At 56.4% G+C, this 16,889-nt stretch carries 15 protein-coding genes; 2 read left to right on the plus strand and 13 right to left on the minus strand.

Annotated features, from left to right (window positions below; all coding sequences use genetic code 11):
* Positions 1 to 16: 16 nt before the first annotated feature.
* The 9 genes from surE to nagZ all read right to left on the minus strand — a co-directional run bounded on the left by surE (position 17) and on the right by nagZ (position 7,649).
* Positions 17 to 775, minus strand: coding sequence for a 5'/3'-nucleotidase SurE (gene surE, locus Q0915_RS09055; protein ID WP_299470564.1), 759 nt, complete (start codon positions 773 to 775; stop codon positions 17 to 19).
* Positions 776 to 891: 116 nt separating this feature from the next.
* A complete protein-coding gene (serS, locus tag Q0915_RS09060) occupies positions 892 to 2,175 on the minus strand; it encodes a serine--tRNA ligase (RefSeq protein WP_299470566.1) in 1,284 nt (427 codons plus the stop codon).
* Positions 2,176 to 2,246: 71 nt separating this feature from the next.
* Entirely contained in the window at positions 2,247 to 3,047 is an 801-nt protein-coding gene (gene tatC / locus Q0915_RS09065) for a twin-arginine translocase subunit TatC (protein ID WP_299470568.1), read from the minus strand.
* Positions 3,044 to 3,496: a Sec-independent protein translocase protein TatB gene (tatB, locus tag Q0915_RS09070; protein ID WP_299470570.1), complete on the minus strand. Its 453-nt coding sequence runs from the start codon at positions 3,494 to 3,496 to the stop codon at positions 3,044 to 3,046. The genes tatC and tatB overlap by 4 nt, the downstream gene beginning before the upstream one ends.
* A gap of 41 nt (positions 3,497 to 3,537) precedes the next feature.
* Positions 3,538 to 3,762 carry a twin-arginine translocase TatA/TatE family subunit gene (locus Q0915_RS09075; protein WP_299470572.1) on the minus strand — a complete coding sequence of 75 codons (225 nt, stop codon included), beginning with the start codon at positions 3,760 to 3,762 and terminating at the stop codon, positions 3,538 to 3,540.
* Between the two features lie 133 nt (positions 3,763 to 3,895).
* The gene (locus Q0915_RS09080; protein ID WP_299470574.1) at positions 3,896 to 5,035 is read right to left on the minus strand and encodes an ABC transporter ATP-binding protein; all 1,140 of its coding nucleotides are present in this window, start codon (positions 5,033 to 5,035) and stop codon (positions 3,896 to 3,898) included.
* Complete coding sequence (gene scpB / locus Q0915_RS09085; protein WP_299470576.1) at positions 5,035 to 5,742, minus strand: SMC-Scp complex subunit ScpB; 708 nt, start codon at positions 5,740 to 5,742, stop codon at positions 5,035 to 5,037. Before scpB ends, Q0915_RS09080 begins: the two co-directional genes overlap by 1 nt.
* A complete protein-coding gene (locus Q0915_RS09090; protein WP_299470577.1) occupies positions 5,732 to 6,571 on the minus strand; it encodes a ScpA family protein in 840 nt (279 codons plus the stop codon). The genes scpB and Q0915_RS09090 overlap by 11 nt, the downstream gene beginning before the upstream one ends.
* 22 nt (positions 6,572 to 6,593) lie before the next feature.
* Positions 6,594 to 7,649 carry a beta-N-acetylhexosaminidase gene (nagZ, locus tag Q0915_RS09095; RefSeq protein ID WP_299470578.1) on the minus strand — a complete coding sequence of 352 codons (1,056 nt, stop codon included), beginning with the start codon at positions 7,647 to 7,649 and terminating at the stop codon, positions 6,594 to 6,596.
* Positions 7,650 to 7,913: 264 nt separating this feature from the next.
* Here nagZ and Q0915_RS09100 point away from each other — a divergent pair, with 264 nt between their 5' ends.
* Positions 7,914 to 8,930: an alpha/beta hydrolase-fold protein gene (locus Q0915_RS09100; RefSeq protein WP_299470579.1), complete on the plus strand. Its 1,017-nt coding sequence runs from the start codon at positions 7,914 to 7,916 to the stop codon at positions 8,928 to 8,930.
* 18 nt (positions 8,931 to 8,948) lie between these two features.
* Here Q0915_RS09100 and Q0915_RS09105 read toward each other — a convergent pair whose 3' ends face one another.
* Positions 8,949 to 9,887: a DMT family transporter gene (locus tag Q0915_RS09105; protein ID WP_299470580.1), complete on the minus strand. Its 939-nt coding sequence runs from the start codon at positions 9,885 to 9,887 to the stop codon at positions 8,949 to 8,951.
* A 116-nt stretch (positions 9,888 to 10,003) separates the two neighbouring features.
* Between Q0915_RS09105 and Q0915_RS09110 the strand changes: the two genes are divergently transcribed.
* A complete protein-coding gene (locus tag Q0915_RS09110) occupies positions 10,004 to 10,921 on the plus strand; it encodes a LysR family transcriptional regulator (protein WP_299470582.1) in 918 nt (305 codons plus the stop codon).
* Positions 10,922 to 10,977: 56 nt separating this feature from the next.
* On the opposite strand, the gene Q0915_RS09115 is transcribed toward Q0915_RS09110, so the two are convergent.
* The 3 genes from Q0915_RS09115 to Q0915_RS09125 all read right to left on the minus strand — a co-directional run bounded on the left by Q0915_RS09115 (position 10,978) and on the right by Q0915_RS09125 (position 16,792).
* On the minus strand, positions 10,978 to 13,476 hold the full coding sequence (locus Q0915_RS09115; protein WP_299470584.1) for an SPOR domain-containing protein: 2,499 nt from the start codon (positions 13,474 to 13,476) through the stop codon (positions 10,978 to 10,980).
* Positions 13,477 to 13,685: 209 nt separating this feature from the next.
* Positions 13,686 to 15,455, minus strand: coding sequence for an arginine--tRNA ligase (argS, locus tag Q0915_RS09120; protein WP_299470586.1), 1,770 nt, complete (start codon positions 15,453 to 15,455; stop codon positions 13,686 to 13,688).
* Between the two features lie 98 nt (positions 15,456 to 15,553).
* Positions 15,554 to 16,792, minus strand: coding sequence for a deoxyguanosinetriphosphate triphosphohydrolase (locus tag Q0915_RS09125; RefSeq protein ID WP_299470588.1), 1,239 nt, complete (start codon positions 16,790 to 16,792; stop codon positions 15,554 to 15,556).
* Between the last annotated feature and the right edge of the window lie 97 nt (positions 16,793 to 16,889).

Raw genomic sequence — 16,889 nt, forward strand, 5'->3', positions numbered from 1 at the left:
ACGCCCCTTTTCGGGTCTATTTCAACGCCCCTGTCAGATGACTGACCAGGTCGTGTGCTGTCAGATCTATGCGTAAAGGTGAAACGGACACATATCCATCTGAAATTGCTTGGAGATCGGAATTATCAAGAACCGATTTGCCGCGTTCGCGGAACTTTAGCCAGTAATATGGGTAACCGCGGCCGTCCACGCGTTCGTCGATAGACAATCCGCTTTGCTCATGATGTCCCTGCACAGTGACCTTGATACCTTTGACCTCGTCGGGTGCGCAGGCCGGGAAATTCACATTCAGAAGACTGTAGGGCGGCAGCTGAAAATTTATCAGTTTGGCAAAGAGTTCCGGTGCGTGCGTTTCCGCGATCGAAAAATTGGGCTCCGACTTTACGTCCCAGTCATAGGCCTGGGAAACGGCAATCGACCTTATTCCGAGGATTGCTCCTTCCATCGCGCCCGCCACTGTCCCGGAATATGTAACGTCTTCGGCAAGATTCTGTCCCCGATTGATTCCGGACAGAACCAGATCAGGGCGCTCTTTCAATATTTTGTGGACCCCCATGATAACGCAGTCGGTCGGCGTGCCTTTAACCGCGAAATGGCGATCGTCAAGAGCTCTCAAACGCAGTGGATCACTCAAGGTCAGCGAGTGTGCGACACCGCTTTGGTCGGTTTCCGGCGCGACCACCCAGACATCGTCCGAAAGCGTACGTGCGATACGTTCCAGAGCATCCAGGCCGGGCGAATGAATACCGTCATCATTGGTGATCAGGATGCGCATTCAGAACTCTCTTCCATCAGGACGGATAAATTTTCAACGCTACTCAGCGGCTCAACGGTCTCATCGGAAAAAGCGACGGAGCTTGTGCCCCGTCGCGCTGTGTTTAGGACGCGCTGCTACGCGCCTATCTTTTCAAGACCGCCCATGTAAGGACGCAGGGCCTCCGGAACCGTCACTGTGCCGTCGCCGTTCTGGTAGTTTTCCAAAACAGCAATCAGTGCGCGTCCGACGGCAATCCCCGAACCGTTCAGCGTATGAACATGAACAGGCTGCTTGCTATCCGACGGTCTGTAGCGGGCGTTCATGCGCCGTGCCTGAAAGTCGCCGCAAACCGAGCAAGAGGATATCTCGCGGTAGGTATCCTGACCTGGCAGCCAGACTTCGATGTCATACGTCTTGCGCGCGCCGAAACCCATATCGCCGGTGCACAGGGTCATGACGCGGTAATGCAGCCCGAGCAACTGCAGAACCATTTCCGCGCACCCGAGCATACGCTCCAGCTCATCAAGCGAATCTTCCGGCTTGGTTACAGAGACCAGTTCACACTTCTGGAACTGATGCTGTCTCAGCATCCCGCGCGTGTCGCGCCCGGCGGAACCGGCCTCTGAGCGGAAACAATAAGTCAACGCCGTGACGCGCAGCGGCAACGCTTCTTCGGAGACAATCTCGCCCGCGACCAAATTTGTGAGCGGCACTTCCGCTGTTGGAATCAGAAATTGATCCGTTGTCGTCTTGAAGAGATCTTCTTCAAATTTCGGCAACTGACCCGTCCCGTAGAGCGACGTATCATTCACAAGGAGTGGTGGCGAGACTTCCGTGTATCCGTTTTGCTGCGTGTGCAGATCAATCATGAATTGACCGAGAGCCCGTTCAAGACGCGCAATCTGACCTTTCAACACAACAAAGCGCGACCCGGAGAGTTTCGCTGCTGTCGAAAAGTCCATGTCACCCAACGCTTCACCCAGCTCGAAGTGCTCTTTCGGCATCTCGTTAAAGGTGAATACCGGTTTTTCGCCGTGGCTTCTCAACAGGACATTGTCGCCTTCGTCCGCGCCCTCCGGCACATCTTCGTGCGGAAGGTTCGGAATGACAGCCATTGCCGCTTCCAGGTTCGAATTGAGTCTGCGTTCTTCTTCTTCACCCGATTGAATGAAGGTCTTGATCTGCGCAACCTCGTTGATCAACTCCTGCGCACGCGCTTCGTCGCCGGAGCCCTTTGCCTTGCCGATTTCTTTCGACGCAGAATTCCGCCGCTCCTGGGCTTCCTGAAGCTTGGTGATATGGGAACGACGGGAATCATCCAACGCGATCAGTTTGGCGGCGGAGGCTTCATAGCCCCGTTTGGCCAGAGCACGATCAAAGGCGTCTGCGTTTTCCCGAATCCACTTGATATCAAACATCTTCACTTCCCGAACGACGGTCGTTTTCAACACATTCCGTCCGGGAGGAAGTCAAGACATGGAACAACCGATCAGGCCGTCGCGTCTTCCGCTTCGCGTTCAGCTTCCCGCTGCGCGCGTTGCCGCTCTATGAGCCTCACGGACAGAATGGAGACTTCGTAGAGAAGCAGGGTGGGAAGCGCAAGACCGATCTGTGATATCGGATCAGGCGGCGTGAGAATCGCCGCAGCAGCAAACGCCCCAACGATCGCATATTTGCGCTTTTTCTTAAGATCTTCGGAGCTTACAAGGCCCGCACGCCCCATGAGCGTGAGAACAACCGGCAGCTGGAACACAAGCCCGAACGCGAAGATCAGGACCATGATCAGGCCGAGATATTCACTGACCTTGGCCAGATGCTGAATGGCAACCTGGCCTTCACCCGGCAGCTGTTCCTGCGAGAGGAAGAAACCCATCGCCATCGGCATGACGAGGAAATAAACCAGGCAGGCACCGATCAGAAAGAGGATCGGCGTTGCGATCAAAAACGGCAGGAATGCCCCGCGCTCGTGTTTATAGAGCCCGGGCGCCACAAACATGTAGATCTGACTGGCAATGACCGGAAAGGCCAGAAACAGGGCTCCGAACAACGCGAGTTTTAGCTGCGTGAAAAACCACTCCTGCGGAGCGGTGAAGATCATCTCCACCGGGTGGTCTCCACCAACTGCCCGCAGATAAGGCACGGTCAGAATGTTGTAAATGTCCGTCGCAAAATAGAAGCAGATGATGAACATCACCAGGATCGCACCTATCGACCACATCAGCCGTTGGCGCAATTCAATCAAATGTTCGATCAAGGGCGCCTTGGAGGCGTCGATATCATCCTGGCTCATGCCTTTACGTCTTCCGTCACCGGTTTCTTGGCCGGACTGCTCGCGGTTTCCGCCTGGGCGACCGCTGGTGGCGCCTCGGCGCTGCTTCCGTCGGTCTCGGCCGGGTCTGGTTTTTCTGGTGCCTTTTCGGCACTCGCCGATGCCGGCTTCGTCGTCATTGGGCGCGACGCCTTCTGGGCGGCATCCTCTTCGATCGATTTCTTGAGGTCGCCCAACGGATTGAAGTTCGCTGCGTCTTCAACCTGCTTTTTCATGTCGGCAATATCGGCCTGTTGCTCGGCTTCACGCAAAGCATCGTTGAACGTCGACTGGAATTCGCGCGACATGCGCCGCATTTTTCCCAGTGTCTGTCCAAGTGTGCGCAGCATGCGCGGCAGGTCTTTTGGCCCTACAACAATGATTGCCACGCAGGCAATCACCATGAGTTCGGTCCAGCCGATATCGAACATGAGAACTATCGTCCCTTAAGGAGACGCGATGCAGATTAAGATCAGCTCGCCTTGGTCTGATCTTCAGCTTTCGCTGACGGAGCTGCCTCGCCGGCCTGATGATCGATGGTCTTCGGGGCGTCGGCAGTGTCGTCTTCGGCCATGCCTTTTTTGAAGCTCTTAATTCCCTTAGCAACATCGCCCATAAGTTCGGAAATCTTTCCACGTCCGAACAGCAGAACCACCACCACTGCGATGATCAAGATCTGCCAAATACTAATGCCCATACGCCAAACTCCTGATAAACGGCTTTAAAGCCCTGCCGCCCTTTTACAAAAACGGCTCTCACCCTGCAACATACACCTGAAGTTCATTTTGCGCTCTTAGACAGAATGATGACATTCAGGGCAGATTATTCACCTAGACTTGGGACTCCCGGCGCGAAAAAACAAGCACGTCTTTCGGATCAGTGTCCACTGCGACATCCATTCCTGCTTCCCAAGAGCTGCCTGCACGGACCCTGGCCTGCAACGGATGGTCGAGACCGTCCACAACAATGGACAGAAGATCAACCTCCCCGACGAATCGTTTTGACAAGATGCGCCCGGGAACACCGCACAAACCTGCATTCGCAAGGCATATTCCCTGGGGCCTGATGCAGACATCGACCTTCTCGCCTTCCGAACCGGTCTTCACCCCAAGCAAGCCGAGCGGTGTTTCGACACCTGTCGCGGTAACACGGCCCTCAATCTGGTTCAGTTCAGAGAAGAACCTGGCTGCAAACAGATCGACGGGATCGTTGTAAAGCTCCGCTGCAGTACCGTGCTGAACCACACGCCCTTTGCGCATGAGTGCGATCTTGTCACCCATCCGCATTGCTTCTTCAGGATCGTGGGTCACGATGATACAAGTTGCCCGCGTTTCCCGAATGACCGCAAGGGTCTGGTCTCTGACGCTATCGCGCAAGCGTTTGTCGAGCCCGGAAAACGGCTCGTCCATGAGCAGGATCCCGGGCCGCGGCACCAGCGCACGTGCTAGTGCCACCCTTTGTTGCTCACCGCCGGACAAGGCATGAGGATAGTCAGCCGCATAGTCGGCGAGCCCGACGCGGCCAAGCGCTGCAAACGCGGCGGCCTGTGCGTTTTTCTTGGAAAGCCCTGTCAGACCGAACATCACGTTGGACAGTATGGTCATATGCGGAAAAAGCGCATAATCCTGGAACATCAAACCGACGCCGCGCTTCTCGGGCGGAAGGAAGGATTCATCTCCGGCGATCTCGCGGCCATTTATGAGGACTTTGCCGAGGCTTTGTCTCTCGACACCGGCTGCAATCCGCATAAGGGTGGTCTTGCCACAGCCGGAATGTCCAAGCAGGCAGAGGATTTCTCCTGGCGCGATCGACAGACTGAGTTCTCGGACCGATGCGACACCGTCGTAGTCATGCGACACATTCTCAAAGACGAGCCCTGCCGCAATGGTCGCGCCAGCCGTTCCCGGCGCGCCCCAGCTTGGCTGGTGCCCGTTTCCCTTTGCAGATTGCGGCCTGTTTTCCTGTGGCATCAAGCTCCGGCGGTCTCTTCGGCATCGTCATCAAAGAACGACCCGTCTTCTAAAGGATCTTCGTCCTCGGTCAATGCCACTTCGTCGTTGGGGATTGGAACGACAAAGGTAGCCGGCACCGCGCTGTCAAGCAGACCGGCCCCTTTCAATTCTTCCAGACCGGGCAAATCCTTTACGTTTTCGAGACCAAAGTGGACCAGAAACTGTTCTGTGGTTCCATATGTTACAGGCCGACCGGGTGTCCGCCGGCGACCGCGCATGCGGATCCAGGTTGTTTCGAGCAATACGTCCAAGGTGCCTTTCGAGGTCGACACACCGCGTATCTCTTCTATTTCAGCGCGTGTAACTGGCTGGTGGTAGGCAATGATGGCAAGTGTTTCCAGGGCGGCGCGAGACAGTTTGCGCTGTTCCTCGACATTGCGATGCATCAGGTAAGCCAGATCTTCGGCCGTACGGAAACACCACTTTCCTGCCAGCTTGACCAGATTGACGCCGCGCGGAGCATAATGCCGCTCGAGGTCCTCCAGCAGTTGCAGAACATCTGTGCCATCAGGCACGCGGAGCGTCAGTTCCTCAAGCGACAACGGCTCCGGAGAGGCAAATAGCAGCGCTTCAACCATGCGCTGGCCCGCCAGATCTCCTCCGTTGGGCCTCTCGCCTGCCGCTCCGCCGTCGGCCTGGTTCGGCTCTACGTCCTCAGATGTCATGATCCTCGTCCTTCACGATGGATCGAATGTAAACCGGAGAAAACGCTTCGCCCTGGCGGATTTCAACCTGCCCTTCGCGCACCATTTCAAGGCTGGCAGAAAATGTGCTGGCAACGACGGTAGCCCAATCCTTGTTATCATAGAGATAGTCCCGCAAATAGGCGTTCAAGGGAGCCCATTCGCTCACGCGGCCAACCAGTTTGACAAGCAGTTCCCTCGCCTCTTGCAAGGACCAGACCTTTCGCTTCAGCACCCGAACCGATGTAACCGATTGACGCTGCCGCTGGGTCGCGTAAGCAGACAGCAGATCGTAGACCGATGCATCCCAGATGCTCTTTTGCTGTACGGACATGGTTTCAGGGTCGCCGCGATGGAAGACATCGCGCCCTTGCCGGCTCCTGTCCATCAGCTTTGCGGCGACATCCCGCATCGCCTCCAGCCGTCTCAGTCTGAAGGCAAGAGCAGCGGCAAGTTCTTCGCCGGTGGGCTCATCTTCGTCTTTCTGTTCGGGCAGCAGCAGTTTCGATTTCAAAAACGCAAGCCACGCCGCCATCACGAGATAATCAGCAGCAAGTTCGAGGCGCATCCGCCGGGCTTCCGCAACGAACTCCAGATATTGCTCGACAAGTTCGAGAATCGAAATTCGGGCGAGATCCACTTTCTGCGTACGGGCCAACCCGAGCAGCAAATCGAGCGGGCCTTCAAATCCTTCCACATCGACAACAAGTTGGGGATCGGACGTCGCGCGCTGCTCGACCGTTTCAACATTGCTGAGCAAATCAAAGGAGCCGTCGCCGGCAACCTGCCTATGAGTTTCCAGTTCCGCCATTCAAGCTCCGGTCAGGCACCCGTCAGCCGGTCAATGCCTGAAACTCTTCCAAACCGGCCTTTTTGTCGAAGCCGGCTTCCGGTTCCCTCCAGCCTTCGAGCGCGGCTGCACACCTGCGTTCAGCCTCTCCACCTAGGGTCGGAACCGCTTCGGCAACGGCTTTCATTTCGTCCATATCGCCATTGCAATGCAGGACGATGTCACAGCCTGCCTCCACAATCTTACGCGAACGTTCGACAAAATCCCCGCCGAGCGCGTTCATCGAGATGTCATCGCTCATCAGGCAGCCGTCAAACCCAATTTCAGAGCGAATAATCTCCCTGATAACCGGCGCACTTTGCGTCCCCGCCGTTTCCGGGTCTATCGCCTCATAAACAATATGGGCTGTCATCCCCAAAGACACCTGGGAAAGTGCCTTGAAGGGTTGGAAATCCACGCTTTTCAGCTCTGAAAGGTCAGCGGAGACACGTGGCAGCTCCAGATGGCTGTCAACTTGCGCCCTGCCATGCCCGGGAATGTGCTTGATGACCGGAAGAACACCGCCTGCAAGCGCACCTTCCACCATCGCCTGACCGAGGGCGGTTACGATTTTGGGGTCGCCGGACATGGCTCGATCACCAATCGCGTCCACGGTTTCCTTGAAATGCACGTCAAGACAAGGAAGACAATCGATCGTTATGCCGACATCGAAGAGGTCCAAGGCAATCAATTGTGCGCCAAGCCTTGCTGCACGCAATCCGCGTTCAGGGCTATCTCCGAACAGGTCGCCATAAAGCCTGGGCGCGGGATATTTCGGCCAGTGCGGAGGCTTCAGCCGCTGGACGCGGCCACCTTCCTGGTCCACCAGGACTGGCGCATTCTGTCTGCCGACAGCATGCCGGAAATCAGAAGTCAGCTTTTTCAGTTGCTCCGGACTTTCGACGTTGCGCGCAAAAAGGATCAATCCCCACGGATCAGCCTCCTTGAAAAAGGCAGTTTCATCCTGAGAAAGGTTCGGTCCGGCACAGCCGGAAACAAAGGCCTTGGTCATAGGTTCCGGATTACCCGGCAGCGCGAGACCCGTCAAGAAACGTGGCACATCCTCTTGCGTCCATCCCCTGAACTTGCAATTTAGGGAGTGGTGAACACGCAAGGGTGGAGCGCTCAGCGATGAAATGCGCTAAGCAAACTTTCGTTGTGATCTGCGTCTTTCTTTTGGTTTTTGTGTGGTTGGGACCGGAATCAAAAGAGGTGTTCATTTTGCTCGGGATTCTGGAGAGCATGGCTCAAAGGCAACATTTGCCGCCGGGCTTCCTCTAAGGACTTCCTACTGTACCAATCCACGCGTACCTGGGAGAAAAACATGCGCGCACGTCTCGACATTCCGGCAGGTACGCTTCACCGGATCTCACACCGGTCCGAGATTCTCGGCCGGAACAGGTTGGGAGACACTGCCACGCGCGAAATTGTTGTCTATACCCCCAACGGACACGACGGCAGCGGCCTGCCTCTCCTGGTCGATATTGTCGGCTTTACCGCCGGCGGCCCAGCACATGCAAACTGGAAAAACTTTGGCGAGAATGTCCCCGAGCGCCTCGACCGGCTCATTCATGACGGCGACATGCCTCCGGTCGCGGTCGCCTTTCCCGACTGTTTCACCCGGCTCGGCGGCAACCAGTATATCGACAGCCAGGCCATCGGTCCCTGGGCAACCTGGCTGACGACCGAGATGCTTGAAGATGTCGAAGGACGGTTCAAGTGCGGCGGTCAGGGTATGCGCGCAATATTCGGCAAGTCATCGGGCGGTTACGGGTCTATCGTTCATGCGATGCTGCATTCCGACGTGTGGTCGGCAGCAGCCTGCCACTCTGGCGACATGGCCTTTGAGCTCTGTTATCTGCCTGAAATGCCAAGTGCGCTAAGGGCGATCGCCAAGGCGGGTTCAATAGAAGCCTTTGTAAAAGACTTTGAAAAGGGTCCCAAATTCCCCGGCAATTCACTGCACGACCTTATGACCTTTGCAATGGCGGCCACCTATGATCCCGATCCGGATCCGGACGTCTTCTGCGGGATCAGACTGCCCGTGGACCCGGAAACCTGCGAACTTATCGAAGAGCGTTGGAACGCATGGCTGTCCTGGGATCCGGTGGAGATGGTCGTGGACAGTGTTGACGCCTTGAAATCCTTAAAAGGTCTTTGGGTCGATTGCGGTTATGTCGACCAGTATAACCTGGTTTACGGAGCAAGGCGTCTGCATCGCAAACTTGAGGCTGCCGGTGTCGACCATGTCTATCAGGAGTTCAACGACAACCACTCCTCCATCGACTACCGGCTCGATGAAAGCCTCCCTTTTCTGGCCAAAAAGCTTCTCGGCAGCTAACCGGGCGGCGCGGGCCTTTTAGTTGACTTTGGTCGTTTCTCTTTTTTGCAGCGGTATTGATAGGATCACGCCGCCCAGAATGATGAGACATGCGCCAACAACTGCAAGCGGTGTCGGTATCTCGCCCCAAACGATATACGCGAACACGGCTGCCAAAATCACGCTGCCATAATATATCGGCGCAAGTGTCGCCGCTCCAGCACGTCTGTATGCTGAAATGTTCAAGGACTGACCCACGATAGCAAGAGGGCCTAGCCAGGCAAAAGCCAGGAGGCTCTGCAATGAGATGCCTTGCGTGCTTATCAGCCACATGACCGGACCTGCCAGCAGGAGGGTTGCGAACACGTTCACATAGGCAAGAATCGTGACCGTGTCTTCACGTTGCGCAATGTAGCGCATGATCAAAGCTTCGCATGCCATGAAGACCGCGGCTAACAACGCCGCGGCAACACCATCGAACGCCAGTGATCCCTGTGTTCCTGTTTCACTGGCAGCCCTCACGACACAATAAGCCCCAATGGCACAAAGAAGCCCGGCAACCCAGTGCCGACCGGTCACCATTTCCTTCAGAATCAGGCCGGCAAGTGCAATCGCGATAATACCCTTGGTCAGGCCGATTGCAGTTGCATCCGCAAGCGGCAAAATTGTTGCTGCGTAAATTGAACATGCCAGACCGCCAACACCACAGAAAGCGCGCAACAGGTGAAGTTTCCAAAGCGGGCTTAGCCTGGAAAAGACCGGTACCCGCTTAGCGACACCGACGCTGACGATTGTGACAGCTCCCCCCAGAAAGCGCAGCCAGACCAGGACTGCGACGGGAAGCAATCCGTCGGAAATCTTGCCGGCTGCAAAAACCGGCGTAAACGCCGCCATTCCGGCAAATGCAAGCACAAATGCAAAAGCCGTGTTCTCCCGGCGAACGTAGATCGAGTTTGGCGGCATGGAAACTCCTGACATCAATCTTCTTCTATCTAACAATCAAGGAGCGTTTCGTTCAGATACCAATTGCCAATGCCGGATATGCATATTTGCATCGCGTTGCCACTTTGCGCTTAATTTTGTATATCACCAAAATGAACTGGGATGATTTGAAACTGATCGATGCAGCCGCACGAATGCGTTCGCTTTCAGGCGCCGCCCGTGCGCTGAACCTCAGTCAACCGCAGCTGAGCCGACGGCTGAAGAGTTTCGAAGATCGTGTTGGAGCACGTCTGTTCGACCGAACGCCGACAGGACTGAAACCGACCGAAGCGGGTCTGCGCTTGATTCCGCTTGCTGCGGACATGCGCAAGAACGCGGATGCGGCCAGCCGCGTCCTGCCGGATCTTTCCGGATCGGCGCTGAAAGTCGTCCGTGTCGCAGTCGATGAAGTCCGTGCGAGGATCCTGACGGACAAATTTGCGGATCTGAATGCCCTGTTGGAAGGCGTGGAATTGGAGATCATTTCCAGTCATCTTCATGCCAATCACCAGACACGTGGAATAGAACTGCAGATCCGAAATTGCCTGCCAGAAACGGACACGCTCGTTTTCCGTAAAGTCGGCGATGTTGCCTATGGTGTTTACGCGTCAAAAAACTACGTTTCCGGACATCCCGCGGCATTGCGCGAGCAGCGATACAAAGAGTGCGCCTGGCTCGGTTTTGCACCAGACGATCTTTGGTACCCCGCCCAGGTCCGCTGGATGGAAGATAAGCACATTGTTCGCCCGAAAATGCGGACGAATACGATGACGACGCTCATGAATATGACTGCAGCAGGATCGGGCCTGGCCCTGCTTCCGGTCTTCATGGGGAATGCTCACCCGGATCTTGTCGCCCTCACCGGCGCACTGCCTGAACTTACAAATCCGGAACACATCATTGTTCACAGAGACGTACGCCGGGAACCGGCCGTCAGAAAAGCGATTGATGCGATCGCACGCGTTTACAAGGATATGGCAGCAAGACTAACCGGCACGGATGAACCGGTGAGCATCCAGGCCGCAGAATAAAGGGCCGTTACTAGCACGGCCCTTTCCTGTTCAATCGACACTTGCCTGTGAAGTCTTCAGGGCTGGCGGCGTACGAAGCAGTCGCCCCCGGCACCCTTGAGGCTTTCACAGAGCGAAATTGCTTCCTGGCGCGAAGCGGTCGGAATACGAGCGCGATAGAAGACGCCGCGGTCTCCAAGATCAGCAGATACGATCACTGCATTGCGATTACCCAATACGGAGGGATACCGGCGTTGCAGACCCGCATAAGCGTCGCTTGCAGCTGCTGCAGACCGCTGCGACGTTACCTGAACGATGTTCGTTCCGGACGGGATGGAGCCACCGGTCGCGTTTCCTGATGTGGTCGTTGTCGCAGGTGCCGGAGAATTCGAGGCATTATTCAGGTTCAACGGTCCGTCGGCCTGCTGTGGCGCTGCCGGCGCTGTCTGTGCAGCGGGCGCAGGTGCGCGTGCAACTTGCACCGGTGCCGCCGGTTTTTTCCGGGGAATGACCGATATCGCGGGCACTGAACCCGCTGCCGCTTCAACCGGTGCTGGCTCTGTCTGCTCTGGCACTGCCGCGACGGCTGGAACCTCAGGCGCAGCCGGTTCAGGCGTTGCGGTCGTTGCCTGGGTGTCTACCTGGGGCTGAGCAGGCGTTGCTGATGGTTCGGGCGCAGATACCAAGGGCTCGGCAAGTTGGGTTGCCGTGTTTACCGGCGTCGTTTCAACTACACGCGGCGTTTCATTTGTTTCGGTCGGTGTCGACACGACCGGAACGGGCTGTTCTGCCGTCACGACAGCGGGTGTTTCCGGCTGCACAGTGCTCGCAGGTGCGCTCTGGCCTTCCGTTTCGAAAGTCCCGTCAGGCTTGACCCTGATCGTCGTGACTTGCTTCGGCGTTCCGGGCGCAAGAACAGTTCCTCCATCAGTTCCCTCAGGTGCGGGCGGCAATTCGACCGGCTGCGGTGAGACCGGCAATTGCAAACTGTCCGGGGTAGCCTCCGTCGCCTGACCCAATCGATCCTGAAATGGCTTTGTCGAACTTTCGCCCGATTGAGCCTGACTTTCTTCCGGATAGATCTTCAGCGGCTCCTGCAGCCCGGCAACAACCGGCGGCGGACCGCTCGGCACCTGAACTGCATCCCCATCCATCAGGAAGAAACCGGCCCCTCCCAGGGCTGCAACACCAACGATCCCGAGAGTGACATAAAGACCACGGCGTGACCGCTCCTTTGCGAGCGGTGCTGCTTGAGCTTCGGCGTCTGAATGGGGCGGAAGTATTCCTGCACCATTCAGGCTCGGATCGCTTTCCTGCATCGCGCGCGCGACAGCATCAAGATCATATCCCTCAACGGGAGGGGGGGTCTCATCTTCCTCGATCTTCGGCACCGCGCTGGCTGCGGCCGGCCATGCCAAATCGTCAATATCGTCCGCTGAGGCTTCCGGTTCCTCCTGTGGGTCAGGCTCCAGCAGGTCTTCGTCAGCTGCGACAGGTGCCCTCGCCTCGCGTTCGGGAAAATCCAGGTCCGCAAAAAGTGCGTCGATTCCCGCAGGACTTTCTTTTTCGCCATTGCGTTGACGGGGCGCTGCGGTCGCGTCCGCCGGCTCCGGGTTAAGGGCAGCGAACAGGTCGTTTTCGTCGATGGCGGGGCGCTTTCCCACCTCTGTCAACGTACGATCGGAGTCCTGGACCTGGTTGCGCTCAGCAATGTATGCGTGAGATTGTCCTGCCGGATACACAGGTGATGGTTCGCGCGATTCTTCCACACGGTCTCTCGCGACGAGACCGGGTGTCCGGACGTGAGTAGGCGCCTCTTCCCGGCTGCGCAGGATATCCATCGGAGTGCGCACGAAAGAGTTGAGAGGTTCCTGTGGCGGGGCCGGAAGATCTTTCTCAGGCGCGTCTGCAGCCACCTTGGTTTCCGTAATGTCTTCGAAGGGATCCGGATGAACAGGTGCAATGACCTCTTTTTCCGGCAAGGCCGCGGCATCATCGTCGACTGACTGTCGCAGCGCCCCAATGAGTTCGTCTTCCAGTTCGGCCGTCAGGTTCTGCTCAAGATCAAGCGCAACCGTCGGTGCAAGCACCGGTCTCTCGTGCCCGAAATCCTGACGCGGCGGTGGCGCGACCGGACCTGGAACATCTATTGCCGGTGGTTCTTTGGCCGGATCTGGCTGCGCAACGTGAGCAGTGGGAATGAGGGGCTCCGGCTCGGACAGTGAGGGCGGTTTTGCCTCGGAAGCCGGCTCGCTCAGTCTCGGCCACAAGGGCGAAACATTTTCCGACGCCTGTTCAGCAATTGGCGTTGGGGCTGCATGAGGAGCAGCCGGACCCTCGAATGTCGATTCGTCCTGACGCCGTGCAAAGAACTGGTTTCGGATTTCTCCGATTATGGGCGCTGTCGAATCCTCAGGCCGGATCGGGGATGGTTCTCTGTTAATCGGATTAGGCGGCGCCGGCGCGAATGTCGGTTCGACACGTGCCTCATCGGCGTCCGGGGCATCGTCGCCATCTCCAGTAAAATCGTCCAGTCCAGCAAAATAGTCTGTTGTGCCAACCCGACCGCTGCTCACATTTGCACCCAATTGTTTGTTTTTATGGACAATTCTTGCCAACTCAAGCAATGGATCTTCCAAAGCAGGCCGTTCTGCGTCCGCCTCACCGGCCGACGCATGCAAATCCGTACTCTCATTTTCGTAGTCTTTTGCCATGAGCTTTACGAAAACCGGTTCCGTTTTGCCTGTGCGTCTCCCATCGCGACACACCAGACTGCGATATTGATCTAGCGCATTTCCTCAGGAGCGTTGACGCCGAGAATCGAAAGCCCTGAAGCAAGCACCAAAGATATTGCACGAACCAATGCAAGACGTGCCAGGGTTAATTTCGAGTTACCAGCGTCAATAAAACGTAAATGCGGCATTTCCTTGCCTCTATTCCAGTGGCCGTGAAAGGAACTTGCCAATTCGTGTAGATAAAACGCGATCCTATGTGGCTCATGTGTGTCCGCAGCCGCATTCACCACTTTAGGCCACTCCGCCATTTTCGCTATCAACTCAAGCTCGCCCACATCCCCGAGCAGCGCGAAGTCCGTTTGTGCAAGGACAACATCATTCACGACCGGATCGGGTAGCTCTTCGACCGCCTGCCTGAGGACCGAACAGCAACGTGCATGCGCATATTGCACATAAAAAACCGGATTGTCTTTCGATTGTTCCGTGACTTTCTTGAAGTCAAAATCAAGTGGCGCATCGTTCTTGCGGTAGAGCATCATGAAACGGACCGGATCGGGGCCGACCTCGTCGACAACCTCACGAAGCGTTATGAAATCGCCAGACCGCTTCGACATCTTTACCGGTTCGCCGTCACGCATCAGTTTCACGAGCTGGCAAAACCGGACGATGACATCTGTCTTTCCGCCCGAAACCGCCTTCCCAACAGCCTGCAACCGTTTTGCATAACCGCTGTGATCGGCGCCGAGAACGTATATCGTTTCCTGGAAGCCACGTTCGAACTTGTCCTGAAAATAGGCCACGTCAGCTGCGAAGTAGGTGTAGGATCCGTCGGACTTCTTCAGGGCCCTGTCGGTATCGTCTCCGAAATCGCTTGCCCGAAAGAGCGTCTGTTCGCGATCTTCCCAGTCTTCCGGCACCTGTCCTTTTGGCGGCGGCAAGGTTCCCTGATAGATGAGCCCCTTTTCCCTGAGCCCATCGAGCATATGGTCGATCTTCGAACCGTTCCCGCCGTTTCTTTCGTGAAGCGTTCTTTCGGAAAAGAAGATCTCGTGTTCAACACCAAGCGCAGACAAATCGGACCGTATCAGGTCCAGCATGGCGGCCATCGCAGCGTCCTTGACGATCGGCAACCATTCTACTTCCGGCATGTCTTTGAGCTTGTCGCCGTACTGGTCTTTGAGTATTGCGCCGACCGGCTTCAGATAATCCCCCGGGTAATATCCGGCAGGAATTTCGCCGATATCTTCGCCAAGTGCCTCGCGATAGCGCAGGAACGCGCTGCGCGCGAGCGTCTCGATCTGCGAGCCCGCATCGTTGATGTAGTATTCCTTCACGACGTCGCTGCCGGCAAACGTCAGAAGGTTGGCAAGTGCGTCACCGACGACGGCACCACGTATGTGTCCGACATGCATCGGTCCGGTAGGGTTCGCCGAAACGTATTCGACGTTGACCTTTGCAGGCGATTGCGGGACCACTGCACCAAATTGCTGACCCTGTTCCAGAATGCCTCCCAGAACGCGCTGCCAAACGGCCGGCTTAACCCGCAAATTGATGAAGCCAGGACCCGCGATGGTCGCTTCCGTAATGTCCGGGTCGCCCTTCAAACCTTCAACGAGACGTTCTGCCAGATCACGCGGTTTCATGCCCATGGGTTTTGCCAGCACCATGGCCGCATTCGTTGCAAAATCACCGTGATCGGGATCTCTGGGCGCTTCGACAACCACACGCGCAAGATCTGGTGAAACTCCACTTGCGTCTTTTAATTCAAGTTCTTCTACGACTTTTTTAACGCGTTGCGTGAAGTCCGCGAAAATGTTCATTGAGCACCGGTCGGGTTTCGTCGTTCTTGCATACCAGCCCTGCGCGCAGAAGCGGCAATCACCGCAATTGCGACAGGGTGAAAAAAGTGATCAAGCGCCTACCCTAATTCCGGGGTGTCGTCAAACAATCTGCGGTGCTCTTCAATGGCGAAGCGGTCTGTCATTCCCGCGATGTAGTCGCAAATGCGCCGCGCAATCTCATTGTTATTCAAAGTTGCCAGACCGACATTCCAAGGATGTGGCATCAGGTTAGGCTCCGATTGGAACCGGGCGAAGAGATCTCTGACGACTCTCGCGACAAGCTTTCGGACGGCCAGGACGTCATCGTGACGATAGACTCGCGCGAACAAAAAGCGTTTCACCTCTTTTTCCGCCGTCACCATGTCATTTGAGAACGCGACCATACACTTGCCTGCGTTGCGGATATCCTGGACGCTCTCAGGTGCAAGATCAGATAGATTCTCAATCGACTCCCGTATGACGTCTTCCACCATCCTGGTGATCGAGCGACGCACGATTTCATGGATTCGCCGCCCCTCTTCCAGTCCAGGGTACTTGCCGTCGACCTCGCTTAGAATGTCGGCCAGGAACGGTACTTCGCGCATATCCTCAATCGCAAAAAGACCCGCTCTCAAGCCGTCATCCAGATCATGGGCGTCATACGCGATGTCATCGGCAATTGCTGCGGCTTGTGCTTCCCCGCCCGGCCATGTGTCCAAAAGCAGGTCCTGTTTTTCGGCATAGGCGCGGATCGCGAACGGAAGCTGGCTGTTCCGGAATTTTCCAAGGGGGTTCCCGGCACCATCGAGCAGAGGCCCGTTATGCTTGACCAGTCCCTCCAGCGTTTCCCAGGAGAGGTTCAGTCCGTCGAATTCGGCATAACGTTGTTCAAGAAGTGTCACCACGCGCAAGGACTGTGCGTTGTGGTCGAAGCCTTCGAATGGCGCCATGCATTCGTGCATGACATCCTCTCCTTCATGACCGAACGGAGTGTGCCCAAGGTCATGAGCCAGGGCGAGACACTCGGCCAGATCCTCGTCGAACCGCAGGGCCCTGGCAAGCGACCGTGCTATCTGCGACACCTCGATCGTGTGGGTTAGACGCGTCCGGTAATGATCACCCTCGTGATAGACAAACACCTGGGTCTTGTGTTTCAGGCGCCTGAACGCTGACGAATGAATGATCCGATCGCGGTCCCGTTGAAACGGCGTTCGGGTCGGACTTTCCGTTTCCGGAAAGAGACGCCCCCTGCTTTGGAGCGGATTTTCGGCACATGCAGCGCGTGATTGCGCACCAAAGCCGAGATCTGATTTTACCTGGGACCAGTCACCGTTCACAGCATCTTCACCCCATCTCGCCGAACTCCGCAGATTGACGCGGGCGACTTCAAAACTTACTTATCTGAATAAATCAGGTTTCCTGCTCTTTGCCACG

Origin of the sequence: uncultured Roseibium sp., assembly GCF_947494555.1 — a bacterium.
Lineage (GTDB): Bacteria > Pseudomonadota > Alphaproteobacteria > Rhizobiales > Stappiaceae > Roseibium.